The organism is Flammeovirga kamogawensis (assembly GCF_018736065.1).
Lineage (GTDB): Bacteria > Bacteroidota > Bacteroidia > Cytophagales > Flammeovirgaceae > Flammeovirga > Flammeovirga kamogawensis.
Map to the genome: position 1 here is coordinate 2,727,333 of NZ_CP076128.1, position 25,168 is coordinate 2,752,500.

Consider the following 25,168-nt stretch of genomic DNA (forward strand, 5'->3'; position numbering starts at 1 on the left):
TTATTTTTTGTTGATGGATTTCACCCAATCGCTTAATTCTGTAACCATTGCAATATCTTTCATTGCTGGCTCAATTTCAAACTTACTATTTACATCTATCCCTTTAAATGGTAAATGATCCAAAATTGTAAGTTCTTTTATATTTTTTAAAGAAACTCCTCCACTTAATATAAATGGTTTTGTAGAAGAATATTGTTTTAAAACTCCCCAATCAAATGTTTTACCTGTTCCTCCGTGTTTTGGGCTTTTAGTATCAAACAAAAATGCATCTACATAAGGTTCATAAGGAGTTAAAGTAGAGAAATCAAACTCATCTTTTATTCCAAAAACCTTAAAAACTTCATAGCCTGCTTCTTTTAAAATACTACACATTTCCGGTGTTTCACTACCATGTAATTGTATTGTATCAAAATGATATTTTTTACTTTGGGAAAGTATTTTTTCTATCTTTTCATTTACAAATACACCCACTCTTTTGGTTGAAACATCCCACTTTTCCTCTAAAAAAGAAACATCCTGATTCTCTATAAATCTACTTGATGGAGGGTACATTATAAAACCCATATAATCAGGAGATAATTTTAAAATATCATAAATATTTTCCTGATTTCGCATCCCGCAGACTTTCCAATTGATGACCTGCTTTGTTTGTTTGTCTCTATGCATAATACAGCAAATTTCTATAATCTTTTACTCTAATAATGAAAAACCTAACATCATCTTTCTTTATATTCTTTTTTACTTTAAGCTTAACAAGCTTTGGACAGACTTTAGAAAAACCCACTTTTAAAGTTGAGAATATTCAGTATAATTCTAAAACTGACATTTATATTTTAAAAGGAAATATAAAGACAACCTTCAAAGAGTATTATTTTGAAAATGATAGTGCAAAATTTAATTTCTTTGATGACATACTTACATTTTATGGATCAAAAGAACATCCAATAAAAATATATAATTCATATTATGACAAATCAACAAATACAATACATAGTAACTGATTCTATTACACATGAAATCTTCATAATCTGCAAGTGAGCATATATTCTATTTACTACATACTGTAATAAATCTGTATATTTGATACCTAGAGATTTATTACAGCATGAGACATTTAATTCCTCTTATATTATTAGTAACCTTTTTTATAGGTTGTAATCAGCAGTTTTATGATAGAGAAAGGTCTCTTGAATATAGTGCTGATAGTGCTTTTATAAATCAGGATAAACGATTACTCTGCCTTAGAGGAAATGCCTATTTTATTGATCCTGGTATTGAAATAAAAGCTGATTCCATAGATATAAGCCATAAATCTGGAAGAGTTACTGTTTATGGAAATGAAAACAGCCCTTCTGAAGTTTACATCAAATTAAATGATATAAAAGTATTAGGGAAATTTCTAATTCCAGGCTCTAAAGACAATTATTATAGAATAATAGACTACTACCCTCAATCTAATAGAATCAAATTCCACGCTAATAAAAAACGTCTATTCTAATATATTATAATTGACTTATAAATTCTTTTGCAGCTTTAGATGGGTTATCTGTCTTCATAAAGTTTTCACCTATTAAAAAGCCTTTATAACCATACTTTTTCAGCTCCTTTATATTTTCGATATTACTAATTCCACTTTCAGAAACTTTCACAAACTCGTTTGGAATAAGGTCTGCAAGTTTCTTAGAGTTTTCAATACTTACATCAAATGTTTTAAGGTTACGGTTATTCACCCCAATCAAATCCATCTGATCGCAAACATGTGCTTCTAGTTCTTCTTGATTATGAACTTCTAGTAAAATTTGCATACCTAAATTTCTTGCTACTTCTGCATATTGCTTACTCTCAGCTGGTGTTAAACAAGATGCAATCAAAAGAATAAAATCAGCACCTATTGATTTCGCTTCAATAATTTGATATTCATCTACAATAAAATCTTTGCGAATAATTGGAACAGGGGAAACTGATCTTGCTGCTAATAAGTCATCTACAGTACCTCCAAAAAATTCTTGATCTGTAAGTACAGACATTGCAGAAACACCAGCTTTAAAATAACCTTCTGCTACATCAGATACTCTTGATGTTCCATTAATTAATCCTTTTGATGGAGACTGTCTTTTAAACTCTGCAATAATTCCAGATTTATTAGGGCTACCAATCCATGCTTTTGCAGAAACAGGCTCTTTATCAAATAATGGTCTAGCTTGTAAAGCTGAAATAGATACTATTTCTTTTCTTGCTGCTACTTCAATCTTTTTATGAGCAACGATTTTATCTAAAATTGTCATGTTGATAACTCTTCTTTAGGAATTAATTAATTTTTTAAATGCATTTAATGCAGCTCCAGATTCTAATGATTCTCTTGCCTGAGCCACACCTTCCTCAAAAGCTAAACCTTTGCCTGTTGCAATTGCTACCCCTGCATTTGCTAGAACGGCTTCTTGTTGTGGAACTGTACCTTTATTTTCCAATACATCAGTAAATATTTTTGCAGATTCTGCAATTGTACCACCACCAAATAAAGATTCTTTAGTTTGATAATGTAAACCTAAATCTTCTGGTTTTAATAAGCGCTCACTTTCTTTTGTAATAATCTTAAAAGGTGATGTTAACGATATTTCATCATATACATCTAAAGAGTGAAGTATAGCAAATTGCTTTTCAGTTTGTTGGTATAAATAACCATATAAACGAGCAATTTCTAGGCTAAATACACCTACAATTTGCTTTTTAGGAAATGATGGATTAACCATTGGCCCTAACATATTAAAAAACGTTTTAACACCTAATTCTCTTCGAATTGGAGCTACATTTTTCATTGCTGGATGAAACAAAGGAGCATGAATAAAGCAAATCCCTGCCTCATCTAAATTCCTTCTTAAAGTATCAACATCATTTGTAAAGTCATACCCAAAATGAGCCATTAAGTTTGACGATCCGCAAACTGAAGACACTCCATTATTTCCATGTTTAGCTACATTTTGTCCTGCTCCTGCAACTATAAAAGAAGATAAAGTAGAGATATTGAATGTATCCTGACCATCGCCACCAGTACCACAAAGGTCCATAGCATCAAAGTCATCTAAGTCTATTCTTAAACACAACTCTAACATTGCATCTCTAAAGCCTGTTAACTCTTCTACCGTAATACTACGCATAGAATATACAGTAAGAAATGCAGCTATTTGGCTCGGATTAAACTCTCCTTGTGCCAGTTTTGTCAATGTCGCTTTAGCCTCTTGTTCCGATAAAGACCCGTATTCAAAAAGTCTGTTTAGTATTTTTTTCATGATAATTATTATAAGATTAACCTTGTACCCAATTTTTCAATATATCCATTCCATGTTCTGTTAATACAGATTCTGGATGGAATTGAACCCCTTGTACATCAAACTTATTATGCTGAACAGCCATTACAAACCCATTTTCATCACGAGCAGTAATTTTTAATTGTGTTCCAGCTAAACTATCTGAATTAATCACCCAAGAATGATAATGACCAATTTTAAAAGTATTTGGAATACCTTGAAATAATTTTGCTTCTGGAGTTACCACTTGAGCACTATCTTGCACCCCATGTAAAGGATGGTTGTTTTCTAATGTTGCTCCAAATGCTTCTCCTATAGCTTGATGCCCCAAACAAACACCTAAAATACTTTTTGTTTCTCCATAGGTTTTCAATAAATCTGGCATTATTCCCGCTTCTGAAGGAATACCTGGCCCTGGAGAAAGTAATATTTTATCGTATTTTCCTACTTCTTTCAAAGTAATTTTATCATTTCTATATATATCAACAGTTTGTCCTAACTCTCTTAGGTAATGTACTAAGTTGTACACAAACGAATCGTAATTATCAAGAACTAAAATTTTCATATCCTTCTTCTAAATTTTCTTCTCTATTATAAATTAAAGTTCTTCAGCCATATCTAGTGCCTTACGTAAAGCGGCCAATTTATTGTGCACTTCTTGTAACTCACTCTCTTCTGAAGACTGAGCTACTACTCCTGCTCCTGCTCTGTAGTGTAGTTTATTATCTAAACTTAAAAAAGAACGGATCATAATTGCATGGTTAAAGTCTCCTTCAAAACTCATAAAACCAATCGCTCCTCCATAAAAACTACGACGTACATTTTCATATTTATCAATCAACTCCATCGCTTTATATTTTGGCGATCCAGATAAAGTACCAGCAGGGAAAGTATCAGCAACAACTCTTAAAGGGTCTGTTCCTTCTGTTAATTGTCCGTTTACTTTAGATACCAAATGAATTAAATGAGAGTAGTATTGAATTTCTTTAAAAACTTCTACTTTCACATTATCTCCATTTCTACTCAAATCATTCCTAGCTAAATCAACAAGCATTACATGTTCTGAGTTTTCTTTAGGGTCATCATATAATTGTTGAGCTATTTCAGCATCCTTTTTATCATTTCCTGTACGTTTAAAAGTACCAGCAATTGGATGTATAGTAGCTTGTTTATCTTTTATAATGATTTGTGCCTCTGGAGATGAACCAAAGATTTTATATGTACCGTAATCAAAATAAAATAAGTAAGGAGAAGGGTTGATAGAACGAAGTGATCTATACACATTGAACTCATCTCCTTGAAAATCTTGTTGATACCTTCTCGATAATACGATCTGAAAAACATCTCCTCTAAAACAGTGATCTTTTCCTTTTTTCAGTATTTCTAAAAATTCTGAATCGGTAAAATTCGTAGTTTCTTCACCTTCTCTTTTAAAGTGATATGCAGGAAAGTTTTTACTCTTTATTAATGATTTTATTTCCTCAATTTTACTTTCTGAGTCTTCTCCTTCTGGGATATGCTCAAAAATATGCAACTCATTTTTAAAATGATTAATCGCAATTACATATCTAAATGCTTGATATCTAATTTGAGGAATTTCAGTATCTACTTTATCAGCATCGAATTCAATTTCTTCAAAAGATTGAACAGCGTCATAAGTCATGTATCCAAATAAACCATGTGATGCAAACTTTTGATTTTCATCTTGCTTGTATTCAAATGATTTCGAAAAAAGTGATAATTCTGCTAGTGCTTCCTCATGAGTAGGTAACTCTCTTTTCGTTTCTTCTTGATTTGGGTATTGAACTCTTAATAATTTATCGTGAACAGAAAATTCTGCAACAGGTTCACAACAAATAAATGAATAACTATTATTTGCTCCATGATAATCAGAACTTTCTAATAATAAGCTATTTGCAAATCTATCTCTTACTCTTAAGTAAATACTTACTGGAGTAACAGTATCTGCAAGTAATTCTGCATGTGTGTTGATAAATCGATACATATTTTATAAAATCTTTTTGTATAGTAATTTCAGAACATAAAAAAAGCCCACTGAGTGAATCAGCGAGCTTTTTAAAATCTATATTTTAAAATAAAGCCTGTACGCGGACAATCACTCAATTAGTTGAAACTGAGCGCCACCACCATGACTTTACGATATTTTTTTCTGTTTTTATCATTTCGCAATAAAACTAGGAATTAAGAATGAAATTCGCAATCAAATCTTCAATTTTATAATAAATCATATTGAATTTAGATATTATTTAATCTAATACCTTCATATTTTCCACAATCCAATTACCATGTTCATTTTCAAATAATGATATTGAAACATGTATACTATCTTTTTCTCCTTGTATTGGAATTACAAAATAAGCTTTTCCATCTGTAGAATTATTTTCTATTTCTACACTACCCTCACTATCCCATTTATCAATAGAATTAATAGCCCCAATTCTATTTGCTATTAATGTACTCGACCTTATTTCTTTTAAAGCATGATGATAAGCTGGAGTTTCTTGAATTGATTCAAATGAAAAGTAAAAAATAGCCATGAATAGCACATATATACTCCCAACAAACACTCCCAACAATATAAGTTTCTTTTTCATAGTTTTTGATAGAATTCTAATTGGGTAATTTAATCAAATGCTAAAAAGTAACTAATGACTTTAATCTGAAATAAGAAAAAAAGTTGCCCTATTAAATAAGACAACTTTTTTTCTCAACTTCTAAAAATTAAATCCTTTATTCTAAGATGTAAGCGTTTAATTTACCATCTACAACTGCATACAGTAAGCTTTGCAATGGTAAAATTTTATAAACAACCTTTCTATTGTCACCAACACTTACTCTTGATGCTTCTTTACCAGTAGCTTTTTCTACTTTTACAAACTCTAAAGAAGTACCATCTTCTCCTTTAAGACCTTCCATAAAGTAAGCATAGTATTTACTTGCTTCAGATTTACCATGTAGAGATGATTCAGCCTTTAATTTTCTTAAGGATTCTCTCTGAGCTTCGCTTACATCGGCTGCAGCTTGTGACATTGCTGGGTCTTGGAAATAAGCATATGTAACTTTTTGTCCATTTTCAGTTGTTGTTTTTCTATAAGATAATTGAGCTGACACAACTGACGATACATTTAAAGCAGCTTTTAATAAACGGTCTGAAGATAATTGTTTAAAGTAAGCTTGCCCTAATACATTACCATCCATATCTAAAGTTAGATACTCTTGAATACCTCTTAAAAAATAACCTTTATTGTTATCTAGGATTTCAAAAGCAACCATTTCTTTTGGCTTTTCAATATCTAATTTCAATTTATCTAATTTCTTTTCAATTAAATTAGGATTGAATAAGTACAATTTCTTTTTATCAAGAGCTGCTACAATATTCTCAGAGTCATTAAATGCTACTTTGTCTGTTTCAATTTTAGCAAACCATTTTTTCTTACCTGTTTTCTTATCATAGAAACCAACACCTCTACCGTGGACCATTAAGATACCTTTCTCATATTCTCTCTTAATTACACCACCTTCGATATCTTCATCCATGTCATATTTAATTGGTTTCTTCCATAGCTCTTCACCATCTTTTGCGGAAACCATCATAACTTTATTCGAGTAAAAAACTTCTAATTCTTCACCTTCTTTCTGATTGATTTCTTTTACATTTTTAGCCTTATAACCTTTTTTCCAACGTTGATCTCCAGATTTGAACTCATAAATATTTACACCTGAACCATAGTTTACTAAGAATTCGTTTGCATTTACATTTTGAGCACTTCTAAAATTATCTTCTAATTTGATTGGCTTCTTCCAAAATGGTTTTCCATTTGATAGATCTACTGATATTATTTTCTTTGATAATTTTGGTGCATAAGGTGATGCTCCTTTTGTAAAATTAGAAGGTGCTTCTACTACCACTACAATATCTTCAGCATCATTCAAAAAGAATGAACCTGGGTTACAATCTAATCTCCATTTTTCTTTACCCGTTTTAGCATCAAAAAGAACTAAATCTTTTTTCTCTTTATAAATTAAGTCTCCGCTTTTAGTTGTTTTTGGAGCTAAAGCTGTTGATTGAATAGAAGATGTTTTATCTACAAATTGAGCTGTTGTAGAATATTTACCTAAGTTTGTTTCCCATGCTACCTTTTTAGTATTTAAATCAATATTAAAAAGCTTTCTTTGGTTATCTTCTGTAACTACTTCTATAACTGTAGCAAAAGCTCCAGCTAAGAAATTACTTTTTAAAACTTCTTTATAACCTCCAGATGCAACTAGAATTTCACCTGTTTTTACGTTTACTAATTGTTGATCAATAGATACTAGTGGTGAATTTGGAACTGGATCCCATGATTTTTTTGCAAATTTATCAATTCCTAAATCCGCTCCAGCCATGTTAGAAATATCCCCAGCTGTATTTAGAGCCTCATTAGTTACATTCTTTTCAATTTTCCAAAGCTGTGTTTTATTTACTGGATCAATTCCATAATAAAACTTTGTTGTTTCTAAAACTGCAATACCTGTAAAGTCATGTACAAATATTTGTTTTTCTTTTCCTTCAATATCGAAACTCCAGTCAGCTGTTTTTTGAGCATAGATCAGAAGACTCAAAAAAGAGAGTAAAATAGTTAAAAAATACTTTTTCATCGTAGTAATTTAATAGATGTTATTTAGTTTTTATATAGCAGATACCTGTTTAAAGAAGTTGATGGTTTGCTTTTCTAAAACTAGAAAAAAAACAATAGCTTCTAACAATAAGGAAATTCAAATATTTACATTTATTAAAATAATTCACATAAAACTACAAATAACCCTATTATCAATATTTTAGAGATTAAATTATTACTTTTAAAAGAAACTCTAGTACTTTCGCTTTCCATTATCACTTATATGTATGATCCATACCAATCAACTTAAATTTATCTATCCAAAAGGGGCTGAAATAAGCTTTGAAAACTTTACTTTAGAAGCAGGTAACGAAATGCTGATAATTGGACCTTCTGGTTGTGGTAAAACAACATTGCTACATCTTATTGGAGGTTTACTACAACCTGCTACAGGTGATATCATAATCAATAATAAGAATATTGCTAAGTTTAAGGGTAAAGAAATGGATAGTTTTAGAGGGAGACACATTGGAATAATATTTCAAAAACCTCACTTTGCTCGTGCATTAACAGTTGGTGAAAATTTACATTTTGCTCAGAAAATTGGAGGAAATACAGTTGATAAAGAAAGAGTAAAAGAACTGTTAAATAGACTAGGAATTATAAAGCATATCAACAAATCACCTCAACACATGAGTGAAGGTGAAAAACAACGATTATCTGTAGCAATGGCTTTAATTAATAAGCCCTCTTTACTACTTGCTGATGAACCTACTGCAAGTCTTGATGATAAACATGCTACTGAGGTAATTAAACTTCTAAGAGAATTATCTTCTGAAGAAAATACTGCTTTAATCATCGTCACACATGACAGTAGATTAAAAAACGAATTCAAAGAAAATATCTTGACTTTAAAGTCATTACAATAATACCACATGAACATCTTTAAGTTTGCTTGGAAAAACCTTTGGCACAAGCCAATGAGTACTGTTTTAAATCTTGTCCTGTTTGCTTTTGGAGTAAGTATTATTTCTGCTTTATTACTCACTCAAGATTACTTTTCAAATACATTAAAGAAAAATCAAGCAGGAATAGGAATGGTACTAGGTGCAAAAGGAAGCCCACTTCAGCTTATTTTATGTGCTATTTATCAAGTCGATACCCCAACAGGGAACATCTCCTTAAAAGATGCTAGTAGACTCAAAAAACACCCTCTTGTTGCTAAAGCGATTCCTCAATCTTTAGGTGATAGTTTTAAAGGGCACCGAATTGTGGGAACAACTCATGAATATGTAGATCTCTATAAAGGTGAATTAGAAAAAGGTAAACTATGGGGAGAACACACCTCTTTAGAAGTTACTATTGGTGCTACAGCTGCAAAAAAGCTAAATCTTAAAATTGGAGATGACTTTCATAGTTCGCATGGTATGGGCGAAGGAGGACATGATCATGAAGAGGAACATTTTAAAATTGTTGGTATTTTAAAACCTACAGGAACTGTTATCGACCAATTATTATTAACTAGTTTAGAATCAATTTGGGATGTTCATAAACATTCAAGCAAGAGTAAAGCAAATTATGGTAACCTTTCTGATAAAAAAGAAGATACTCCTGATAAGCAAATTACAACAATGCTTATTAAATTTAGAAACCCAATGGGGGCAATTACACTCCCTAGAATGGTAAATGAGCAAACATCTATGCAAGCAGCACTTCCTTCTTATGAAACTGCAAGACTATTATCCTTAGTTGAGAATGCAATTACTGCTTTACAATATTTGGCTATTGCAATAATTGTTGTTTCTGGTTTGAGCATTTTTATATCACTTTATAACTCATTAAAAGAACGAAAGTATGAGCTTGCTTATCTTAGATCACTAGGTACACCTCAATCTTATATTTTTGGATTATTATTGATAGAAGGATTATTGTGCTCGTTAGTAGGTTTTAGTATTGGAATTGGTTTAAGTCATTTAAGTATTTTCATTGCAGCACATCAGGTTGACACCTTAGCAACATTAAATATTGGAGGAACTGCATTTGTTACTGGCGAAATATATTTATTTATTGGAACACTGATTGTTGGTTTTACAGCATCAATAGTACCCGCTATTCAAGCAGCAAAAACAAATATCTCTCAAGCTTTATCAGAATAAAATCATGAAATTATATTTTTTATCAATAATTACTTTTTTCTCTATCCATTGTACTGCTCAAAATACATCTACAGATGTTTGGAAAACTTTAAGCCATGTTGAAATGAAAACATCAATGGATGAAACATTAGGCTTTGAAGTATCGGAACCCATTTTTGGTGGAGAAGTTGAAATGATAGATGGATCAATAATTACAATAAGTGGTTATATTCTACCAGTAGATAGTGAAAATGGCACAAGTATATTATCATATATGCCATTTGCCAATTGCTTTTTTTGCGGAAATGCAGGCCCTGAAACTGTAATAGAACTAGACATGCCTAAAAAACAAAGTTTGGTAAACAAAAAAGTTACAGTAAAAGGAAGGTTAAATTTAAATAGAGATGACTTTTATAGCTTGATATATAAATTATCTGCTGCTAAAGTTATAGATGTAGAAAACTAAACAGTACAAACTTTATTCTCACAATGATTCGCTTGTCTTAAATTAATTAGATGACAAGCAATTAATAGTAAAGATGCTACATAAGATGTAACTGCTAACCATGTTGGTTCATAACCTACATATTTTATTAGCATTGTAACTGCATACACCATGTAAGAAGTCCACATTCCAAACTTTAAACTTGGAGTATGTGTTTTTCTACTAGCAAACCAAACTGCAATTCCACTAATAGCAATCATAGAAAGGTCTAATATTCCCCAAAAATCAATTTGGTGAGCATGACTATGAGCTTCGTGAACATGAGACATTGCTGAACTCACTACAATAACACCAGATGTTAAGATACAATGAATTAAACAGAATAATGATCCTGTAAATCCAATCTGATCTGCATACTGTGTTACTTTATCTTGAAGTCTTTTAATCATAGTACAAAATAAATGCTTCCTTTTTAAAAATGCAAACATGTTGCAAATAACATCAAGTTGCAAATAGATAATAACTCTTAAATATCAACAAATCGTCATATAATCTTCTTTTTTATCATTTATTTAGAATGAATATGTGAAGAAACTTGAAGATGACAAACTTTTATACAAAATTGCGGTTTCATTAGAAGTAGATTTATTCTAAATAAGACGAAAAAATGATTGACGTTGAACAACTTCGTAAAGAATTTCCCATCCTAAGTACTGAGGTAAATGGTCACCAATTAACCTATTTTGATAATGGTGCAACAAACCAAAAACCAAAAGTAGTTATTGATGCATTAGAAGAATATTATAAAGAATATAACTCTAATGTACATAGAGGTGCACATACTTTAGCAGATAAAGCTACAGGAGCATTTGAAGAAACTAGAACATTACTTCAAAAGTTTATCAATGCAGCTAAATCTGAGGAAATTATTTTTACAAGTGGTACAACTGAAGGAATTAATTTAGTAGCTCAAACATACGGAAGAGCAAACCTATCTCAAGGTGATGAGATATTAGTCTCAACAATGGAGCATCACTCTAATATTGTTCCATGGCAATTAATTGCTGCAGAAAAAGGTGCAACAGTTAGACCTATTCCAATTTCTGACAAAGGTGAAATTATCTTTGAGGAGTTTGAAAAAATGCTTTCTGATAAAGTGAAAGTTGTTGCAGTTGTTCATGCTTCTAATGCTTTAGGTACAGTTAATCCGGTAGAGAAAATTATTGAAAAGGCACATGCTTTTGGCGCTAAAGTACTTATTGATGGCGCTCAATCAGCAGCTCATTTACCGATAGATGTTCAAAAACTAGATTGTGATTTTTTTGTCACATCTGCTCATAAAATGTTTGGGCCAACAGGTATGGGATTCTTGTACGGTAAGGAAAATATTTTAAATGATATGCCTCCGTACATGGGTGGTGGTGAAATGATTAAAGAAGTCTCTTTTGATGGTACTTCATTTAATACATTACCATATAAATTTGAAGCAGGAACACCAAATATAGCAGATACTATCGCATTTGGTAAAGCTATTGAATTTATCAATAAATGGGGTAAGGAAGAAATGGCCGCTCATGAAGCTGCACTTCTTAAATACGCTACAGAAAAATTAAAAAAAGAAGTTCCTACTGCAAAAATAATTGGTGAAGCAGAAAACAAAGTTTGTGTTTTATCATTTATAATTGAGAATATTCATAACTATGATGTTGGTATGATGCTAGATGCTCGTGGCATTGCAGTAAGAACTGGACATCATTGTACTCAGCCTCTTATGGCAAGATATGGCTTAGAAGGAACAATAAGAGCTTCTTTCTCTGCATACAATACATTCGAAGAAGTAGATCGTTTTATAGAGGGGTTAGTACGTATTGTAAAAATGTTTGGTTAATAATTAAGGTGTAAGATTATGACAGTTGCAACAAAAAATATAGAAGAAGTTCAAAACGAAATTATTGATGATTTCGATTTGCTTGATGGTGATAGAGAGTCTACAATTTTCTACATCATGGAACTTGGACAAGAATTACCTAAACTAGACGAGCAATATATGATTGACGAAAATCTAATTAAAGGTTGTCAGTCTAAAGTTTGGTTAACTACAGATTTTCAAGAAGGACGAATTATTTACTCTGCAGATAGTAATACTGATATCACTAAAGGTCTTATTAGTTTATTAATTCGTGTTTTAAATAATCGTACTCCTCAAGAAATCATTAATGCTGATTTATTCTTTTTCGAAAAAATTGGAATGAATGGTGTAATTGGTTCTCAAAGATCAAATGGATTTGCTTCTATGATAAAACAAATGAAGTTTTATGCACTTGCTTATAGTGCTAAAAGTTAATCCTTTTAAAACAGAAATAGTACAGTCATGACTGAAGAAAATAAAGAAACAAGCCAACCTATAAGCACAGATGCTTTAAAAGAAAAGGTTGTCGAAGCTATAAAAACAGTTTACGACCCAGAAATACCTGTAGATGTATTCGAGTTAGGTTTAATTTATGATATTAATATAATTCCTCCTTTAAACAAGGTACATATATTAATGACTTTAACTACACCTTCTTGCCCTTCTGCTGAACAAATTCCTGGCGAAATTCAGTTAGCAACAAAAGAAGTTGAAGGTGTTACAGATGTAGAAATTGAACTTACATTTGAACCACCTTACACAACAGATATGATGTCTGATGAAGCAAAGTTAGAACTTGGCTTTATGTAAAATAGATTTATAAAAAATAATATAACAAACAATATGTATCCTGAACATTTAACTACTCCAATGAAAATGGAGTTAACAGACAACGGTTTTGCAGATCTAAAAACTGCTGCTCAAGTAGAAGAAGCAATTGCTCAACCTGGTACTACACTTTTAGTAATTAATTCTGTTTGTGGATGTGCTGCTGGTACTTGTCGCCCAGGTGTTCTTCACGCTGTAGCAACATCTCCAAAAAAGCCTACACATTTAACAACAGCTTTTGCAGGTGTAGATCCTGAAGCAGTTGCTAAAGCTAGAGAATTAATGTTACCATATCCTCCTTCTTCTCCATCAATTGCTTTATTCAAAGATGGTGAGTTGGTTCATTTTGTAGAAAGACACCATATTGAAGGTCGTTCTGCTGAAATGATTGCTGAGCATTTAGTAGCTGTATTCGATGAATATGTAGACTAATTTTATTGTTCATTACATAAAAAATCCCATTAGATTTTATGTCTAATGGGATTTTTTTATGTAATGAATTTCAGTAATTATTTTACATTAAACTTAAACTGAATTCTTCTATTTTCATATCTTCCTTCTCTCGTTGCGTTAGATGCAATAGGTTCCAACTCTCCTTTACTCTTAACTGTAATTCGGTTAGGGTTTTCTATATCTTTAAAGAAAAAAGCAATTGATTTTGCACGTTGTAAGCCTAGGTAATCATTATAAACTTCCGGACCAGTACTATCTGTATGTCCTGTAATCTGTAACGACTTACTAGGGTTTAGCTTTAAATAATCTTTGATTTCTACTAAGATTGCATTTTCTTTTGCATCAAATGTTTCTGAGCCAAAAGGAAATTGAATAGTTAAATTTTCAATTCTTGCTTCAAAAGCCAAATCTTCATTATTAGATATAGGAGTCGGATTTCCTGCAACCATGGCTACTTCTTCATTATCATGAGTAGGATCATAATTTACATAGCCATCTTCAGCCACTTGATCTTGAATATATCTTAGATTAACAGTAACATTGCTACCTACTTTAACCTTTGTAGATAGTTGTTCTCTATTAATCCCATTATCTTCAAAGTATTTTAAAATTTCGTTTGCTCTATCTAAACCTTTCTGAGATCCATCATGTGTGACCACTAACTCTAAGTAAGCACATTGTTTTAGTTCTGAAAGTAATGATGCTAAAATACTTTCATTATCATTTACAAAATCATAAGATGTTTTATCATATGATACAGCACTACAATCTGATGCTCTAGATACTATTTTCCTATATCCTTTAGGACGAATAATATACTCCATTCTATTATTCTTCCAATGTGTAGAAGATGAAGAAGTATAAAGTGGAAATTTCGAGCCATACCCTATATTCTCACTTACGAGATTCTCTTTTGACATACCTAGTGTAGACAATGCTTCTAGAGTCTCCATTGTTTTAGTTTTTGATTCAAACTCCTGAACCAATTTACTTTTAGAATCCTCAAAATCTGAATGTCCTACTATTTCAAAACTATAGTTTGGATAATTGTCAGTAAAATCTTTAAAAGATTGAAGTTCAGATCTAGAAGTTGACATATTAATCTCTGATTCATCAAAATAAATATTAAAAAGAGGTTCTGATTTATTAAGATCAAATCTTTGAAGATTATAAGTAATATCTAAAGTTACAGTTGGTTCTTTAAACGTATCAAAATCAATACGATCAGACTTAAACATGTAATCTTCTGCTGTTATTTCAATCCCATAATCTCCTGCACAACGATGCATCCATTCAATTTTACCATCTTGAGATAAGATGACTTCCTCTTTCTCAACCTCTTGAGTCTTAATATTGATAAGCTTTACATTTGCTTTTACTTTCCTGTTATCCGATGTTTTCACTTTAGCAGTTAAAAACAACACCTTACGCCTATTATGTTCATTATTTTTCACACAATAGATGTCATAACCTCCCATACCTTCTTCTCTTACAGAAGAAAAATAAGATTCTGAACCATCTGATGACATTACATAAAATAGATCATCACTAGCAGAATTTACTGGGTATTTTAATTGTTCTAATTCTCCTAGAGTACCTGATTTCAAATCAATATCAACTCTAAAGATATCATAACCACCAATACTATTATGCCCTTGAGAACTAAAATATAGTGTTCTTCCATTCGGGTGAATATATGGTGACTCTTCATTTAAAGGTGTATTAATCTTATCTCCCATATTCTGAGGCATTGCCCAATCTCCATTAGGAAGCTTTCTAAGAATATATAAATCTTGCATTCCCTGAGCACCTTCACCTTCTCTATTACTAGTGAATATTATTACATTACCATCACTAGACATACTCATGTGCGTTTCCATTGCAGCAGAATTAATAGGTGCAGAAACAGGTTGAGGTTCCGTCCAAGTACCATTATTATTATGTACTTCATAGATGTCTCCAGGGTTATTAGTACTCGCTCCTACACTTCTGTAAAGAAATAACTGTTTTCCATCTGAAGATAATGCTATTGCAGCATCATGCTCATCCGTATTAATCTCTTTAAATTCCTTAGGTGTACCCCAAAAACCATCTTCTCTTCTATCCATGTAAAATACATCTTGATAAGGTAATTGGTCATGAGGGTCTAATTCATGGTGACTTGAAATATCTTGGCGATGAGACGTAAAATACAAACGCTGACCATCAACAGTAATAATTGGTGTAATATCTGGAAGGTAAGTATTTGCTAAAGATAAGTTTAGCAGTAATTTATCATCAACTTCTGCCATAAAATTATTACCTCTTTTACATTGATCAATAAATCTGTCAAGTTCAGCAATACTATAATTTACATAACCAGGTAGCTTCTTCTTTTCTTTAAGCTGATCTTCTGATAAACTTGTAAAAAGATCTTTTTCTTTCTTATAAAATTCTTCAGCTTTCTTAAACTCGTGTAATAACTGATAGTTTTTACCTAGCCAATAATTAATTTGTCTAAAGTTATTATCCTTTTGGTATGTTAACTCAAAGTGTGATAATGCATCTACTCTGTTTTTAGTAGGAGAATTAAACACTGAAATACCTAAATAATACTGACATAAAAGATCAGTTGGAGCTATTTTAACAGCTTCCATCATTTCTTCTTCTACAAAATGATATTCCTCTAATTTTAAATATGTTTCTGCTTCTTTTAATTGTTTTTTTACTTTACCTGAAGTCTGTTTTTCTTGAGCACTTACGTTGTAACATAGTAGTAGTAAAAAAATCAAGTTAATGATTGGGTAGCTTTTCATGTTGAGTGAGAGAGTTTCGTAGTTTGATTAATATTTAATTTATTGTTCATTTAAAAATTCTAACGGGGTGAATGAAATTCTACGATTTTTCATTCTTCCCTCTTCTGTATTATTATCAGCAATAGGAGAATCAAAACCATATGATTTATATTTCAACCTATTTTTTTCAATTCCCAAAATTACTAATTGTTGAACAATTATTCTTGCACGTTTCTCACCTAAAATATAGTTAAAAGAAGATGTTCCCGTATTATCGGTATGTCCGCCTACTTCAATTACTAAATTTGGGTACTTATCCATCACATTTACTACCTGATCTATTACATAAAAACTTTCAGGTGTGATCGAATTACTAGAAACCGCAAATGTAATTATTCCTTTTATATCCATTACTTCACCTAACTCAGGAACAATTACAGGGAGTGGAACTTCTTCTACAACTTCTTCAAAAACTACTAATTCTTCAGGAGTTCTAACAACATATTCAATACGTTCATTTTTCATTCTTCCTGTCTTCGTCTCATTAGAAGCTACCGGATGTTGCCATCCATATCCTTTAGCTGAAATTTTATCAATTGATATTCCTAGCTGAGTTAGTGATTTTACAATTGCTTCTGCTCGTGCTTGTGTCACATTTAGGTTCACAACAGAATCTTTTTCTGCACCTCTAGCAGAGTGCACACTAATATCTACAATAAACTCATCTAACTGATTCACATAATTAGCTAATGCTTTCAATTCATAAGACGATTTATTTTCTAAATCACTATATGAGCTAAAGAATATGTTCTTTAATTCTTCTCTTTTCTGATCAGCTGTTTTTTGAAGTTTAATATTTTCAACTAATTCAATATAGTCTGTTTGATCTTCTATGTTGATATTTTTAGAATGAAATAAATAACCATTATGAGAAACTCTAAAGCCATAATCATGATTAGGTTCTAAATACATTAAATATTTTCCACCTTTTGCAACTTCATGATGTACAACCTCACCTGTTTCATTATTAATAACCTCTACAGTTGCTTCAATTAAATTATCTGATTCATCATCTCTTATTTCTCCATTTAAGGCAATAACATTAATAGTTTGAGATGGAATAATAGCCATATAAATATCTTGTCCACCTTCACTATCATCTCTAATAGAAGAAAAGAAACCTCTTTCTCCATCAGCTGAAATTGAATAAAATATATCATCATCAGCAGTATTTATAGGGTAGCCAATATTTTTTGCTTTACTCCATTCCTTTTTATATTCATCCCATTCAGAATAAAAAATATCATAGCCTCCCATTCCTTTATGCCCTTTAGAACTGAAATAAAGAACTTTTCCATTTGGGTGAACAAAAGGACTTTCTTCAGGAAATTTCGTGTTAATATTTTCACCTAGGTTAGTAGGTTCTCCCCAAGCTCCAAATTCATCTTTATGAGCTACATAAATATCAGTTTCCCCAAATGCATCTTTACCAGAACGATTACTTGTAAAATACAATGATTTACCATCTGCAGTTAACGTGGCATGAGTTTCCCAGTTATCAGAATTAATCCCTTTAGGTAATGCAGATGGTTTAGACCAATTTACACCATTCCATTCACTCATGTAAATGTTTCCTGCTAATAATTTACTACTTGCTTTATTGTCACTTTTATATAAAAATAAAGTATTACCGCTTGGTGATAATCCTACTGCAGCATCATGGCCTGAGGTATTAATTGTTTTTCCGATAGGTTCTGCCTTTTCCCAATTTCCATTATCATCTCTTCTAGATATATATATATCTTCATAATACATTCCAGAAACAGGGTCAATTTCTCCTCCGTGACTATCAGATCTTCTTGATGTAAAGACTAATGTTCTTTCATCTGCAGATAATACAGGAGCAATTTCAGGGTACTCCGTATTAATATTAGGTCCTAAATTAATGATTAACATTTCTAACGAGTCATTCATTAATTCAATACTTGTTTCACATTGAGATTTTAAAAATGTAATATCTTCAATCTCATCATCATCTAAATATTGATTATACGTTAGAAAACTCTCATAAATTTCTTTTGCTTCAGAAAATTTATGATTGTATTGCAAAGCTTTGGCTAAATAATATTGAATATCAGGGTACTCTTCTTTATCAACTACTTTTTGTAAATATTTAAGTGATTTACTTTTATTTAGATTAGAAGAAAACAAGTAAGAAATACCTACTAAATAGTTCCATTCTTGATCTGAATTACCTTCTTCTTCAACTTTTAATAATAATTCTACAGCATTATGATATTCTTCAAAATCCATATACTCTTCAGCATACTTAATATGTTTCTTAAATGTTGAAGAATGTTTTACTTTTTGTGCTGAAGCTGCTAATGAAAATAATAAAATAAAAAGTAAGAGTACTTGAGTTTGAAAGTATCTCATAAAAGTTTAGTTCGTTTGTTAAACAGTAATAGAATATGTAAACAAAATCATACATTTCAAGGTTTTATGCAATATGCATTGTTCATAGAAATGAAAAGTGTAATTTTGCGTACTAAGCATTACAATAGGAATAATGCGGTACAATATAAGTGATATCTGTTACACTAACGTATTGACGGAGAAAAAATTGCAAAAAAATGGCGGTATTACCATATAAAGATAGAAACGAAGGAAAAAAAGAACAAGTAGCAAATATGTTCGATAATATTTCCTCAAATTATGATTTATTGAATAGAGTCTTAAGTGGAGGTATTGATATCTACTGGAGAAAAATTGCTATTAATAAATTAAAAAAATCTCAACCTAAAACTATTTTAGATGTTGCTACCGGAACAGGAGACCTTGCACTTCAAGCTTGGGCAACATTAAAACCTGAGAAAATTACTGGTGCAGATATTTCTGCTGGTATGGTAGAAGTTGGAAGAGAGAAGGTTGCTAAGAAAGGTTTATCTAAATTTATTGATCTACAAATTGGAGATTCTGAAAATTTACCTTTTGAAGATAATTCTTTTGATGCTGTAACTGTAGCGTTTGGCGTAAGAAATTTTGAAAATTTAGAAAAGGGTCTAACTGATATCAAAAGAGTATTAAAACCTAATGGCACACTAGTTGTACTTGAGTTCTCACAACCTCAATCTTTTCCATTCAAACAATTGTATAGATTTTATTCTATGAATATCTTACCAATGATTGGAAAAATTGTTTCTAAAGATAACTCAGCTTACACTTACTTACCAGAATCTGTTGAAGCCTTTCCTTATGGTAAAGCATTTACAGATATCTTAAATAAGCTAGGCTATAAATCTGTAACATGTACATCACTCACATTTGGAATAAGTTCAGTATATACGGGACAAAAATAATTATTACATGTTTTTTCTTATTGTTGAGCATTGGATTTATGTCTAAATCTCACGCTCAACAAAAAGGAAAGACAAGTACTATATATAACTTATCAAACTTCGATAAGAAAAAACTTCATTATGGTTTTCAAATTGGTTTAGTCTCTACGCCAACTGGTGTTAAGATGAACGAGAAAGCAATAAATTATGATAACTCTGGTCAACCTCAAGATTTATTAACTGTAAATCCTGAAAATACAATGAGTTTTTTATTGGGTTTCTTGTTAAATGTCAACTTATCAAAAGATAATCATTGGGCTTTACGTTTTTCTCCGAATGTAACTTTTTATGCTCGTAATTTTACTTCAGAAATAACTTTTAAAGATGATGGCAGTGAAATTGATGTAAGAGATCTTGATCAATTACAATCTAATACTACATTGGACTTTCCTATTTTATTAAAATATCAATCTGATAGAAGAAAAAATCACAGATTATATTTATTAGGTGGTTTTACTCCTTCTTATACTGTTGCAATAAAACAGGATTCCCCTACTGAAGAGTTTTACATCAACATGAAAAAATTCAACATGTCTTTTACATGGGGGTTTGGCATGCACATTTATAATAAAATGTTTTGTCTTTCTCCAGAAATTCGTATTTCACACGGGTTGTTAAATGTTGCAGACAATTCTCAAGAATCTATATTCATGCCTTATGTTGATGCTATTAGACAACATAAAATATCCTTTATCATCAATTTCGAAGGTTAATTGATAATAAAGGATACATTTATAAATTTAACACCTACTTTTTAATTTAGTTAATCAGTAGGTGTTGCTGTTTCTTCTTGTTCCTCATCTTTTCCTTTTGGTGTTCCCACTTCAATTCCGGCAGTAATTATCTCATTACTTTCATTTAATGCTCTATCTGCAATATTAATCGTGAATTTTATTGAATCTCCTTTATTTAATGGTGATTGAAGTACACCATCATAATACAATACAATTCCATACCTTAATTCCCCCTCCAATGGTCTATCTCTACCAGAGTCATTTAACTTAGGATATCTACCATTAAAATCTTGTTCTGCTTCAAAAACTACAGGTCTATACACTCCATCGTCTTCCTTTCTTAAAATAGAAACAAAATAATTATTGTGATATTTATTTGCTACTGTATCTTCTGGCAACTTATCTTCTTCATAAGGTGCATACGGACCATTTACATCATCTTCTGACAAACCTAAATCACCATCACCATCCCTAAAAGTTAATGCTATATATACACTATCATTAAGCTCTGTAGGCGTATAATTCTCAATCCATGCAAATTCTATCTCAGGCTCTAAAGGAAATTCAGGTTCACCGAAGCATGATGCTAACATCATAAGCATTAACAAATAGCTTGGTTGCTTTATATATTGTGTTATATATCTTCGTGAAATCATATTAATTATAAATTGATTATTTAAATTTAGTGGTCGAAAATAAGAACAGATAATTTACTATTTTACTTAATAATTAGTACCATAGTCTTTTAGTTTCTGACTATTATGAAAATCATTTCCTTTAATTCTTAAAAACAATAGATGGAATTCATTGATCAATTCAAGAAAAAAATATTTTCTATTAAGACAGATTCAGAGTTTGAAAAAGCTACTCTTGAAGCTTTTAATTACCAAGCAATAAACAATCCTATATATAGTCAGTATATTTCATATCTTGGAGTTTCGCCTAATAAGATACATAAGATTACTGATATTCCATTTATGCCTATTGAATTTTTTAAGACCCAAAAGGTACTTTGTAATAATTCTAGGGTTGAAAGGACTTTTCAGAGCAGTGGAACAACAGGAAGTATTCGTAGTAAACATTATGTTTCTGATTTAAACCATTACAAAAATATTACTTCTACATTTTTTCAAGAGGTTTATGGTTCTTTAAAAGATGTACATATTTTAGCTCTTTTACCTAGCTATTTAGAACGAAAAGACGCTTCTTTAGTCTGTATGGTAAGTGATTTTATGGAACAGTCTGCAAATCAATCAGACTTTTACTTAAATGACTTAGAAAGGTTGGCCCATAAATTGCGAGAAATACAAAAGAATGGTGAAAAAGCTATTCTATTGGGAGTTACATTTGCTTTACTTGATTTTGCTGAGAAATTTCCTTCAGACTTTTCTAAAATAATTATTATGGAAACTGGAGGAATGAAAGGTAAAAGAAAAGAATTAACAAGAAGTGAAGTACATCAGCAACTTAAAAATGCCTTTAATTCTGATAATATTCATTCTGAATATGGAATGACAGAACTTTTATCACAAGGTTATTCTTTAGGTGATGAACAATTTGTTACTCCTCCTTGGATGAGAGTTTATTTCAGAGAGATAAATGATCCTTTTTCACTTTCTAACTCCATTAGAGGTGGAATAAATATAATTGACCTTGGTAATATCGAGTCTTGTTGTTTTATAGAAACAAAAGATATTGGCGCTCCTGGAAAAGATTCTAATCATTTCTATGTTTTAGGTCGCTTTGATAATACTGATATTAGAGGTTGTAATTTGATGGTACAATAAAAATTTAATAATGAAACGTTTTTTAATCCTTTGTTCTGGAATTTTACTTTTAGGTCTATCTTCTTGTAGAACATATAAAACGTGTCCTACCTATGCTAGTAATGATATTCAAAAGGCTAGTATCCTTTCAGAAACTAATCAATAGAGAATAAATTATCTCTATTCCAGATAAATAAAAAGCCATAAGATATTTAATTATCCTATGGCTTTTTAGTTTGTTATAAAATTCTTCTGACTACTACTATTCCATAAAAAGTATAGCCACAAAAAAAGGTTAGTCAACATCATGTGTTAACTAACCTTCTATATATAATGAATGTGGCGTCGACCTACTCTCCCGGGGGTTAACCCAGTACCATCAGCACTGTGGGGCTTAACTGCTCTGTTCGGAATGGAAAGAGGTGAACACCCACGTCATTGACACCATCAATTTCTTAATGTCTTTGATTATCGAATCTAATCACTAATACAAAATAACTAATAACAATCAGTTATTTGACAGTGAAAAGGAAAAACTTTGCTAGCACTCTATTACTAGAGTGCTAACCGTAAAAGAAAAGCTTTTGGGCGATTAGTACTTCTCAGCTGAATGTATCTCTACACGTACACTTGAAGCCTATCAACGTCATCATCTATAACAACCCTTATATGGAAATCTCATCTCGAGGTGGGTTTCGCGCTTAGATGCTTTCAGCGCTTATCCGCTCCACACATAGGTACCCGGCGATGCTCCTGGCGGAACAACCGGTACGCCAGAGGTGTGTCCAACTCGGTCCTCTCGTACTAAAGTCAGAGCCTCTCAAATTTCCTACGCCCGCAACAGATAGAGACCGAACTGTCTCACGACGTTCTGAACCCAGCTCGCGTGCCACTTTAATGGGCGAACAGCCCAACCCTTGGGACCTTCTCCAGCCCCAGGACGTGACGAGCCGACATCGAGGTGCCAAACCTCCCCGTCGATATGAGCTCTTGGGGGAGATCAGCCTGTTATCCCCAGAGTACCTTTTATCCTTTGAGCGATGGCCCTTCCATGCGGTACCACCGGATCACTATGTCCCACTTTCGTGCCTGTTCGAAATGTCTCTCTCGCAGTCAGGCTCCCTTATGCCATTGCGCTCTTCCGACGATTGCCGACCGTCGTGAGGGAACCTTGGAAAGCCTCCGTTACTCTTTTGGAGGCGACCACCCCAGTCAAACTACCCACCAAACAATGTCCGAGCATACGCTCGTTAGACCGTCAAACAGGAAAGGGCGGTATTTCAACAATGACTCCAAAATGCCTGGCGACACTCCTTCATAGTCTCCCGCCTATCCTACACATTCCTGGCCAACGGCCAACGTTAAGTTGCAGTAAAGGTTCATGGGGTCTTTTCGTCCCGTTGCGGGTAAGCGGCATCTTCACCGCTACTTCAATTTCACCGAGCTCATGGCCGAGACAGCGTCCAGATCGTTGCACCATTCGTGCAGGTCGGAACTTACCCGACAAGGAATTTCGCTACCTTAGGACCGTTATAGTTACGGCCGCCGTTTACTGGGGCTTCAATTCAGAGCTTCGTCCTAAAACTAACTCCCCCTCTTAACCTTCCAGCACCGGGCAGGTGTCAGGCTATATACTGAATCTTTCGAGTTCGCATAGCCATGTGTTTTTGTTAAACAGTCGCCTGGACTTCTTCGCTGCGGCCTCTTACAAAGTAAGTAGGCGCCCCTTCTCCCGAAGTTACGGGGCTAATTTGCCTAGTTCCTTAGCCATGAATCACTCGAGCGCCTCGGATTACTCATCCTAACCACCTGTGTCGGTTTGGGGTACGGGATCCAATAATATAATCTTAGAAGGTTTTCTCGGAAGCGTTTCGTATCGTTATCACATTGACCGTAGTCGCTATGTACTGTCTAGTTTCCCCAAGGACTACGCATTTAACTATAGTCCCTATAGGTACACTATTCAACGTGCTATTCCGTCAGCACGCAGATACTGCATCACTCCGTCACTCCATCAGTATTATCGGATGCTCAGGAATTTTGACCTGATATCCATCGAGTATGCCCTTCGGCAATCCCCTTAGGTCCCGGCTAACCCTGGGACGATTAGCGTCGCCCAGGAAACCTTGGTCTATCGGCGGGCAGGTTTCTCACCTGCCTTATCGTTACTTATGCCTACATTTGCTTTTCTAACAAGTCCACAACACATCACCATGCTGCTTCAACCCTGTCAGAATGCTCCCCTACCACTCGTGCTTACGCACAAATCCATGTCTTCGGTGGATAATTTATGCCCGATCATTATCGATGCTCTGTCGCTCGACCAGTGAGCTGTTACGCACTCTTTGAATGAATAGCTGCTTCCAAGCTAACATCCTGGCTGTCTCAGCGACTGAACCTCCTTAGTTCAACTTAATTATCACTTGGGGACCTTAGACGATGGTCCGGGTTCTTTCCCTCTCGGACTAGGACCTTGGCACCCTAGCCCTCACTGCCGGTAGTGTTTGATGGCATTCGGAGTTCATCTAGATTTGGTAGGATATGACTCCCCCGCATCTAATTGGTAGCTCTACCTCCATCAAACTCATCCGACGCTGCCCCTAAAGGCATTTCGGGGAGTACGAGCTATTTCCAGGTTTGATTGGCCTTTCACCCCTACCCACAGGTCATCCGAAGACTTTTCAACGTCAACCGGTTCGGTCCTCCATTGTGTGTTACCACAACTTCAACCTGCCCATGGGTAGATCACCTGGTTTCGCGTCTACCTACACTAACTTTAACGCCACTTAAGACTCGCTTTCG

Annotated in this window: 24 protein-coding genes and 2 rRNA genes (1 of these 26 running past the window's edge); 13 read left to right on the forward strand and 13 right to left on the reverse strand. The window is 32.8% G+C overall.

All coding sequences use genetic code 11. The annotated features are described in order from the left end of the window. Window positions 1-666 carry a phosphoribosylanthranilate isomerase gene (locus tag KM029_RS10885; RefSeq protein WP_144073306.1) on the reverse strand — a complete coding sequence of 222 codons (666 nt, stop codon included), beginning with the start codon at window positions 664-666 and terminating at the stop codon, window positions 1-3. Window positions 667-701: 35 nt separating this feature from the next. On the opposite strand from KM029_RS10885, the gene KM029_RS10890 reads away from it, so the two are divergent. Further along, complete coding sequence (locus KM029_RS10890) at window positions 702-1,001, forward strand: hypothetical protein (RefSeq protein ID WP_144073307.1); 300 nt, start codon at window positions 702-704, stop codon at window positions 999-1,001. Window positions 1,002-1,105: 104 nt separating this feature from the next. Further along, complete coding sequence (locus tag KM029_RS10895; protein WP_144073308.1) at window positions 1,106-1,498, forward strand: hypothetical protein; 393 nt, start codon at window positions 1,106-1,108, stop codon at window positions 1,496-1,498. A gap of 4 nt (window positions 1,499-1,502) precedes the next feature. Here KM029_RS10895 and trpC read toward each other — a convergent pair whose 3' ends face one another. From trpC to KM029_RS10925, 6 genes are all read right to left on the reverse strand, one after another. Continuing rightward, window positions 1,503-2,285: an indole-3-glycerol phosphate synthase TrpC gene (gene trpC / locus KM029_RS10900; protein ID WP_144073309.1), complete on the reverse strand. Its 783-nt coding sequence runs from the start codon at window positions 2,283-2,285 to the stop codon at window positions 1,503-1,505. A 15-nt stretch (window positions 2,286-2,300) separates the two neighbouring features. After that, window positions 2,301-3,287 carry an anthranilate phosphoribosyltransferase gene (gene trpD, locus KM029_RS10905; protein ID WP_144073310.1) on the reverse strand — a complete coding sequence of 329 codons (987 nt, stop codon included), beginning with the start codon at window positions 3,285-3,287 and terminating at the stop codon, window positions 2,301-2,303. 16 nt (window positions 3,288-3,303) lie between these two features. Then, window positions 3,304-3,870, reverse strand: a complete 567-nt coding sequence (locus KM029_RS10910) for an anthranilate synthase component II (RefSeq protein ID WP_144073311.1) — start codon at window positions 3,868-3,870, stop codon at window positions 3,304-3,306. 33 nt (window positions 3,871-3,903) lie between these two features. Further along, window positions 3,904-5,310: an anthranilate synthase component I family protein gene (locus tag KM029_RS10915; protein WP_144073312.1), complete on the reverse strand. Its 1,407-nt coding sequence runs from the start codon at window positions 5,308-5,310 to the stop codon at window positions 3,904-3,906. A gap of 262 nt (window positions 5,311-5,572) precedes the next feature. Beyond that, window positions 5,573-5,920, reverse strand: a complete 348-nt coding sequence (locus KM029_RS10920) for a cytochrome c oxidase assembly factor Coa1 family protein (RefSeq protein ID WP_144073313.1) — start codon at window positions 5,918-5,920, stop codon at window positions 5,573-5,575. A gap of 136 nt (window positions 5,921-6,056) precedes the next feature. Next, on the reverse strand, window positions 6,057-7,964 hold the full coding sequence (locus KM029_RS10925) for an outer membrane protein assembly factor BamB family protein (protein WP_144073314.1): 1,908 nt from the start codon (window positions 7,962-7,964) through the stop codon (window positions 6,057-6,059). Window positions 7,965-8,211: 247 nt separating this feature from the next. On the opposite strand from KM029_RS10925, the gene KM029_RS10930 reads away from it, so the two are divergent. The 3 genes from KM029_RS10930 to KM029_RS10940 are packed head-to-tail and all read left to right on the forward strand — an operon-like array spanning window position 8,212 to window position 10,525. Further along, window positions 8,212-8,853 carry an ABC transporter ATP-binding protein gene (locus KM029_RS10930; RefSeq protein ID WP_144073315.1) on the forward strand — a complete coding sequence of 214 codons (642 nt, stop codon included), beginning with the start codon at window positions 8,212-8,214 and terminating at the stop codon, window positions 8,851-8,853. Window positions 8,854-8,859: 6 nt separating this feature from the next. Then, a complete protein-coding gene (locus tag KM029_RS10935; RefSeq protein WP_144073316.1) occupies window positions 8,860-10,080 on the forward strand; it encodes an ABC transporter permease in 1,221 nt (406 codons plus the stop codon). A gap of 4 nt (window positions 10,081-10,084) precedes the next feature. After that, window positions 10,085-10,525 (forward strand): hypothetical protein, encoded by a 441-nt coding sequence (locus KM029_RS10940; protein WP_144073317.1) that lies wholly within the window; start codon window positions 10,085-10,087, stop codon window positions 10,523-10,525. Here KM029_RS10940 and KM029_RS10945 read toward each other — a convergent pair. Continuing rightward, window positions 10,522-10,953 carry a MerC domain-containing protein gene (locus KM029_RS10945; RefSeq protein ID WP_158631031.1) on the reverse strand — a complete coding sequence of 144 codons (432 nt, stop codon included), beginning with the start codon at window positions 10,951-10,953 and terminating at the stop codon, window positions 10,522-10,524. The genes KM029_RS10940 and KM029_RS10945 overlap by 4 nt on opposite strands. 218 nt (window positions 10,954-11,171) lie before the next feature. Between KM029_RS10945 and KM029_RS10950 the strand changes: the two genes are divergently transcribed. Genes KM029_RS10950 through KM029_RS10965 form a run of 4 tightly spaced genes read left to right on the forward strand, consistent with a single transcriptional unit; the run spans window position 11,172 to window position 13,673 of the window. After that, on the forward strand, window positions 11,172-12,392 hold the full coding sequence (locus tag KM029_RS10950; protein WP_144073319.1) for a cysteine desulfurase: 1,221 nt from the start codon (window positions 11,172-11,174) through the stop codon (window positions 12,390-12,392). 18 nt (window positions 12,393-12,410) lie between these two features. Beyond that, window positions 12,411-12,848 carry a SufE family protein gene (locus KM029_RS10955; RefSeq protein WP_144073320.1) on the forward strand — a complete coding sequence of 146 codons (438 nt, stop codon included), beginning with the start codon at window positions 12,411-12,413 and terminating at the stop codon, window positions 12,846-12,848. A gap of 27 nt (window positions 12,849-12,875) precedes the next feature. Next, the gene (locus KM029_RS10960; RefSeq protein ID WP_144073321.1) at window positions 12,876-13,223 is read left to right on the forward strand and encodes an iron-sulfur cluster assembly protein; all 348 of its coding nucleotides are present in this window, start codon (window positions 12,876-12,878) and stop codon (window positions 13,221-13,223) included. A 33-nt stretch (window positions 13,224-13,256) separates the two neighbouring features. Next, window positions 13,257-13,673: a BrxA/BrxB family bacilliredoxin gene (locus KM029_RS10965; RefSeq protein WP_144073322.1), complete on the forward strand. Its 417-nt coding sequence runs from the start codon at window positions 13,257-13,259 to the stop codon at window positions 13,671-13,673. A 77-nt stretch (window positions 13,674-13,750) separates the two neighbouring features. Here KM029_RS10965 and KM029_RS10970 read toward each other — a convergent pair whose 3' ends face one another. Together KM029_RS10970 and KM029_RS10975 are read right to left on the reverse strand one after the other, a co-directional pair. Beyond that, window positions 13,751-16,489: an OmpA family protein gene (locus KM029_RS10970; protein ID WP_144073323.1), complete on the reverse strand. Its 2,739-nt coding sequence runs from the start codon at window positions 16,487-16,489 to the stop codon at window positions 13,751-13,753. Between the two features lie 39 nt (window positions 16,490-16,528). After that, window positions 16,529-18,904: an OmpA family protein gene (locus KM029_RS10975; protein WP_144073324.1), complete on the reverse strand. Its 2,376-nt coding sequence runs from the start codon at window positions 18,902-18,904 to the stop codon at window positions 16,529-16,531. 197 nt (window positions 18,905-19,101) lie between these two features. Here KM029_RS10975 and ubiE point away from each other — a divergent pair, with 197 nt between their 5' ends. Further along, window positions 19,102-19,827, forward strand: a complete 726-nt coding sequence (gene ubiE / locus KM029_RS10980) for a bifunctional demethylmenaquinone methyltransferase/2-methoxy-6-polyprenyl-1,4-benzoquinol methylase UbiE (RefSeq protein WP_144073325.1) — start codon at window positions 19,102-19,104, stop codon at window positions 19,825-19,827. Further along, entirely contained in the window at window positions 19,776-20,579 is an 804-nt protein-coding gene (gene porT, locus KM029_RS10985; RefSeq protein WP_144073326.1) for a type IX secretion/gliding motility protein PorT/SprT, read from the forward strand. Before ubiE ends, porT begins: the two co-directional genes overlap by 52 nt. A 50-nt stretch (window positions 20,580-20,629) precedes the next feature. Here porT and KM029_RS10990 read toward each other — a convergent pair whose 3' ends face one another. After that, on the reverse strand, window positions 20,630-21,256 hold the full coding sequence (locus KM029_RS10990; protein ID WP_144073327.1) for a hypothetical protein: 627 nt from the start codon (window positions 21,254-21,256) through the stop codon (window positions 20,630-20,632). Between the two features lie 141 nt (window positions 21,257-21,397). On the opposite strand from KM029_RS10990, the gene KM029_RS10995 reads away from it, so the two are divergent. After that, a complete protein-coding gene (locus KM029_RS10995) occupies window positions 21,398-22,387 on the forward strand; it encodes a LuxE/PaaK family acyltransferase (protein ID WP_144073328.1) in 990 nt (329 codons plus the stop codon). Between the two features lie 10 nt (window positions 22,388-22,397). Next, on the forward strand, window positions 22,398-22,532 hold the full coding sequence (locus KM029_RS27025; protein ID WP_260412625.1) for a hypothetical protein: 135 nt from the start codon (window positions 22,398-22,400) through the stop codon (window positions 22,530-22,532). Between the two features lie 171 nt (window positions 22,533-22,703). Here the strand turns inward: KM029_RS27025 and rrf are convergent. Together rrf and KM029_RS11005 are read right to left on the reverse strand one after the other, a co-directional pair. Next, window positions 22,704-22,815, reverse strand: a 5S ribosomal RNA gene (rrf, locus tag KM029_RS11000). A gap of 123 nt (window positions 22,816-22,938) precedes the next feature. Next, window positions 22,939-25,168, reverse strand: a 23S ribosomal RNA gene (locus KM029_RS11005) (it continues 647 nt past the right edge of the window).

What these genes read in the sequence shown, in the direction of transcription:
- KM029_RS10950 (WP_144073319.1), top strand. Translation starts at nt 11,172, where the DNA reads ATGATTGACGTTGAACAACTTCGTAAAGAATTTCCCATCCTAAGTACT.
- KM029_RS10890 (WP_144073307.1), top strand. Translation starts at nt 702, where the DNA reads ATGAAAAACCTAACATCATCTTTCTTTATATTCTTTTTTACTTTAAGC.
- KM029_RS10975 (WP_144073324.1), bottom strand. Translation starts at nt 18,904, where the DNA reads ATGAGATACTTTCAAACTCAAGTACTCTTACTTTTTATTTTATTATTT.
- KM029_RS10965 (WP_144073322.1), top strand. Translation starts at nt 13,257, where the DNA reads ATGTATCCTGAACATTTAACTACTCCAATGAAAATGGAGTTAACAGAC.
- KM029_RS10995 (WP_144073328.1), top strand. Translation starts at nt 21,398, where the DNA reads ATGGAATTCATTGATCAATTCAAGAAAAAAATATTTTCTATTAAGACA.
- KM029_RS10960 (WP_144073321.1), top strand. Translation starts at nt 12,876, where the DNA reads ATGACTGAAGAAAATAAAGAAACAAGCCAACCTATAAGCACAGATGCT.
- KM029_RS10970 (WP_144073323.1), bottom strand. Translation starts at nt 16,489, where the DNA reads ATGAAAAGCTACCCAATCATTAACTTGATTTTTTTACTACTACTATGT.
- KM029_RS10940 (WP_144073317.1), top strand. Translation starts at nt 10,085, where the DNA reads ATGAAATTATATTTTTTATCAATAATTACTTTTTTCTCTATCCATTGT.
- KM029_RS10910 (WP_144073311.1), bottom strand. Translation starts at nt 3,870, where the DNA reads ATGAAAATTTTAGTTCTTGATAATTACGATTCGTTTGTGTACAACTTA.
- porT (WP_144073326.1), top strand. Translation starts at nt 19,776, where the DNA reads ATGTACATCACTCACATTTGGAATAAGTTCAGTATATACGGGACAAAA.
- KM029_RS10885 (WP_144073306.1), bottom strand. Translation starts at nt 666, where the DNA reads ATGCATAGAGACAAACAAACAAAGCAGGTCATCAATTGGAAAGTCTGC.
- ubiE (WP_144073325.1), top strand. Translation starts at nt 19,102, where the DNA reads ATGGCGGTATTACCATATAAAGATAGAAACGAAGGAAAAAAAGAACAA.
- KM029_RS10935 (WP_144073316.1), top strand. Translation starts at nt 8,860, where the DNA reads ATGAACATCTTTAAGTTTGCTTGGAAAAACCTTTGGCACAAGCCAATG.
- trpD (WP_144073310.1), bottom strand. Translation starts at nt 3,287, where the DNA reads ATGAAAAAAATACTAAACAGACTTTTTGAATACGGGTCTTTATCGGAA.
- KM029_RS27025 (WP_260412625.1), top strand. Translation starts at nt 22,398, where the DNA reads ATGAAACGTTTTTTAATCCTTTGTTCTGGAATTTTACTTTTAGGTCTA.
- KM029_RS10990 (WP_144073327.1), bottom strand. Translation starts at nt 21,256, where the DNA reads ATGATTTCACGAAGATATATAACACAATATATAAAGCAACCAAGCTAT.
- trpC (WP_144073309.1), bottom strand. Translation starts at nt 2,285, where the DNA reads ATGACAATTTTAGATAAAATCGTTGCTCATAAAAAGATTGAAGTAGCA.
- KM029_RS10930 (WP_144073315.1), top strand. Translation starts at nt 8,212, where the DNA reads ATGATCCATACCAATCAACTTAAATTTATCTATCCAAAAGGGGCTGAA.
- KM029_RS10920 (WP_144073313.1), bottom strand. Translation starts at nt 5,920, where the DNA reads ATGAAAAAGAAACTTATATTGTTGGGAGTGTTTGTTGGGAGTATATAT.
- KM029_RS10895 (WP_144073308.1), top strand. Translation starts at nt 1,106, where the DNA reads ATGAGACATTTAATTCCTCTTATATTATTAGTAACCTTTTTTATAGGT.
- KM029_RS10925 (WP_144073314.1), bottom strand. Translation starts at nt 7,964, where the DNA reads ATGAAAAAGTATTTTTTAACTATTTTACTCTCTTTTTTGAGTCTTCTG.
- KM029_RS10955 (WP_144073320.1), top strand. Translation starts at nt 12,411, where the DNA reads ATGACAGTTGCAACAAAAAATATAGAAGAAGTTCAAAACGAAATTATT.
- KM029_RS10915 (WP_144073312.1), bottom strand. Translation starts at nt 5,310, where the DNA reads ATGTATCGATTTATCAACACACATGCAGAATTACTTGCAGATACTGTT.
- KM029_RS10945 (WP_158631031.1), bottom strand. Translation starts at nt 10,953, where the DNA reads ATGATTAAAAGACTTCAAGATAAAGTAACACAGTATGCAGATCAGATT.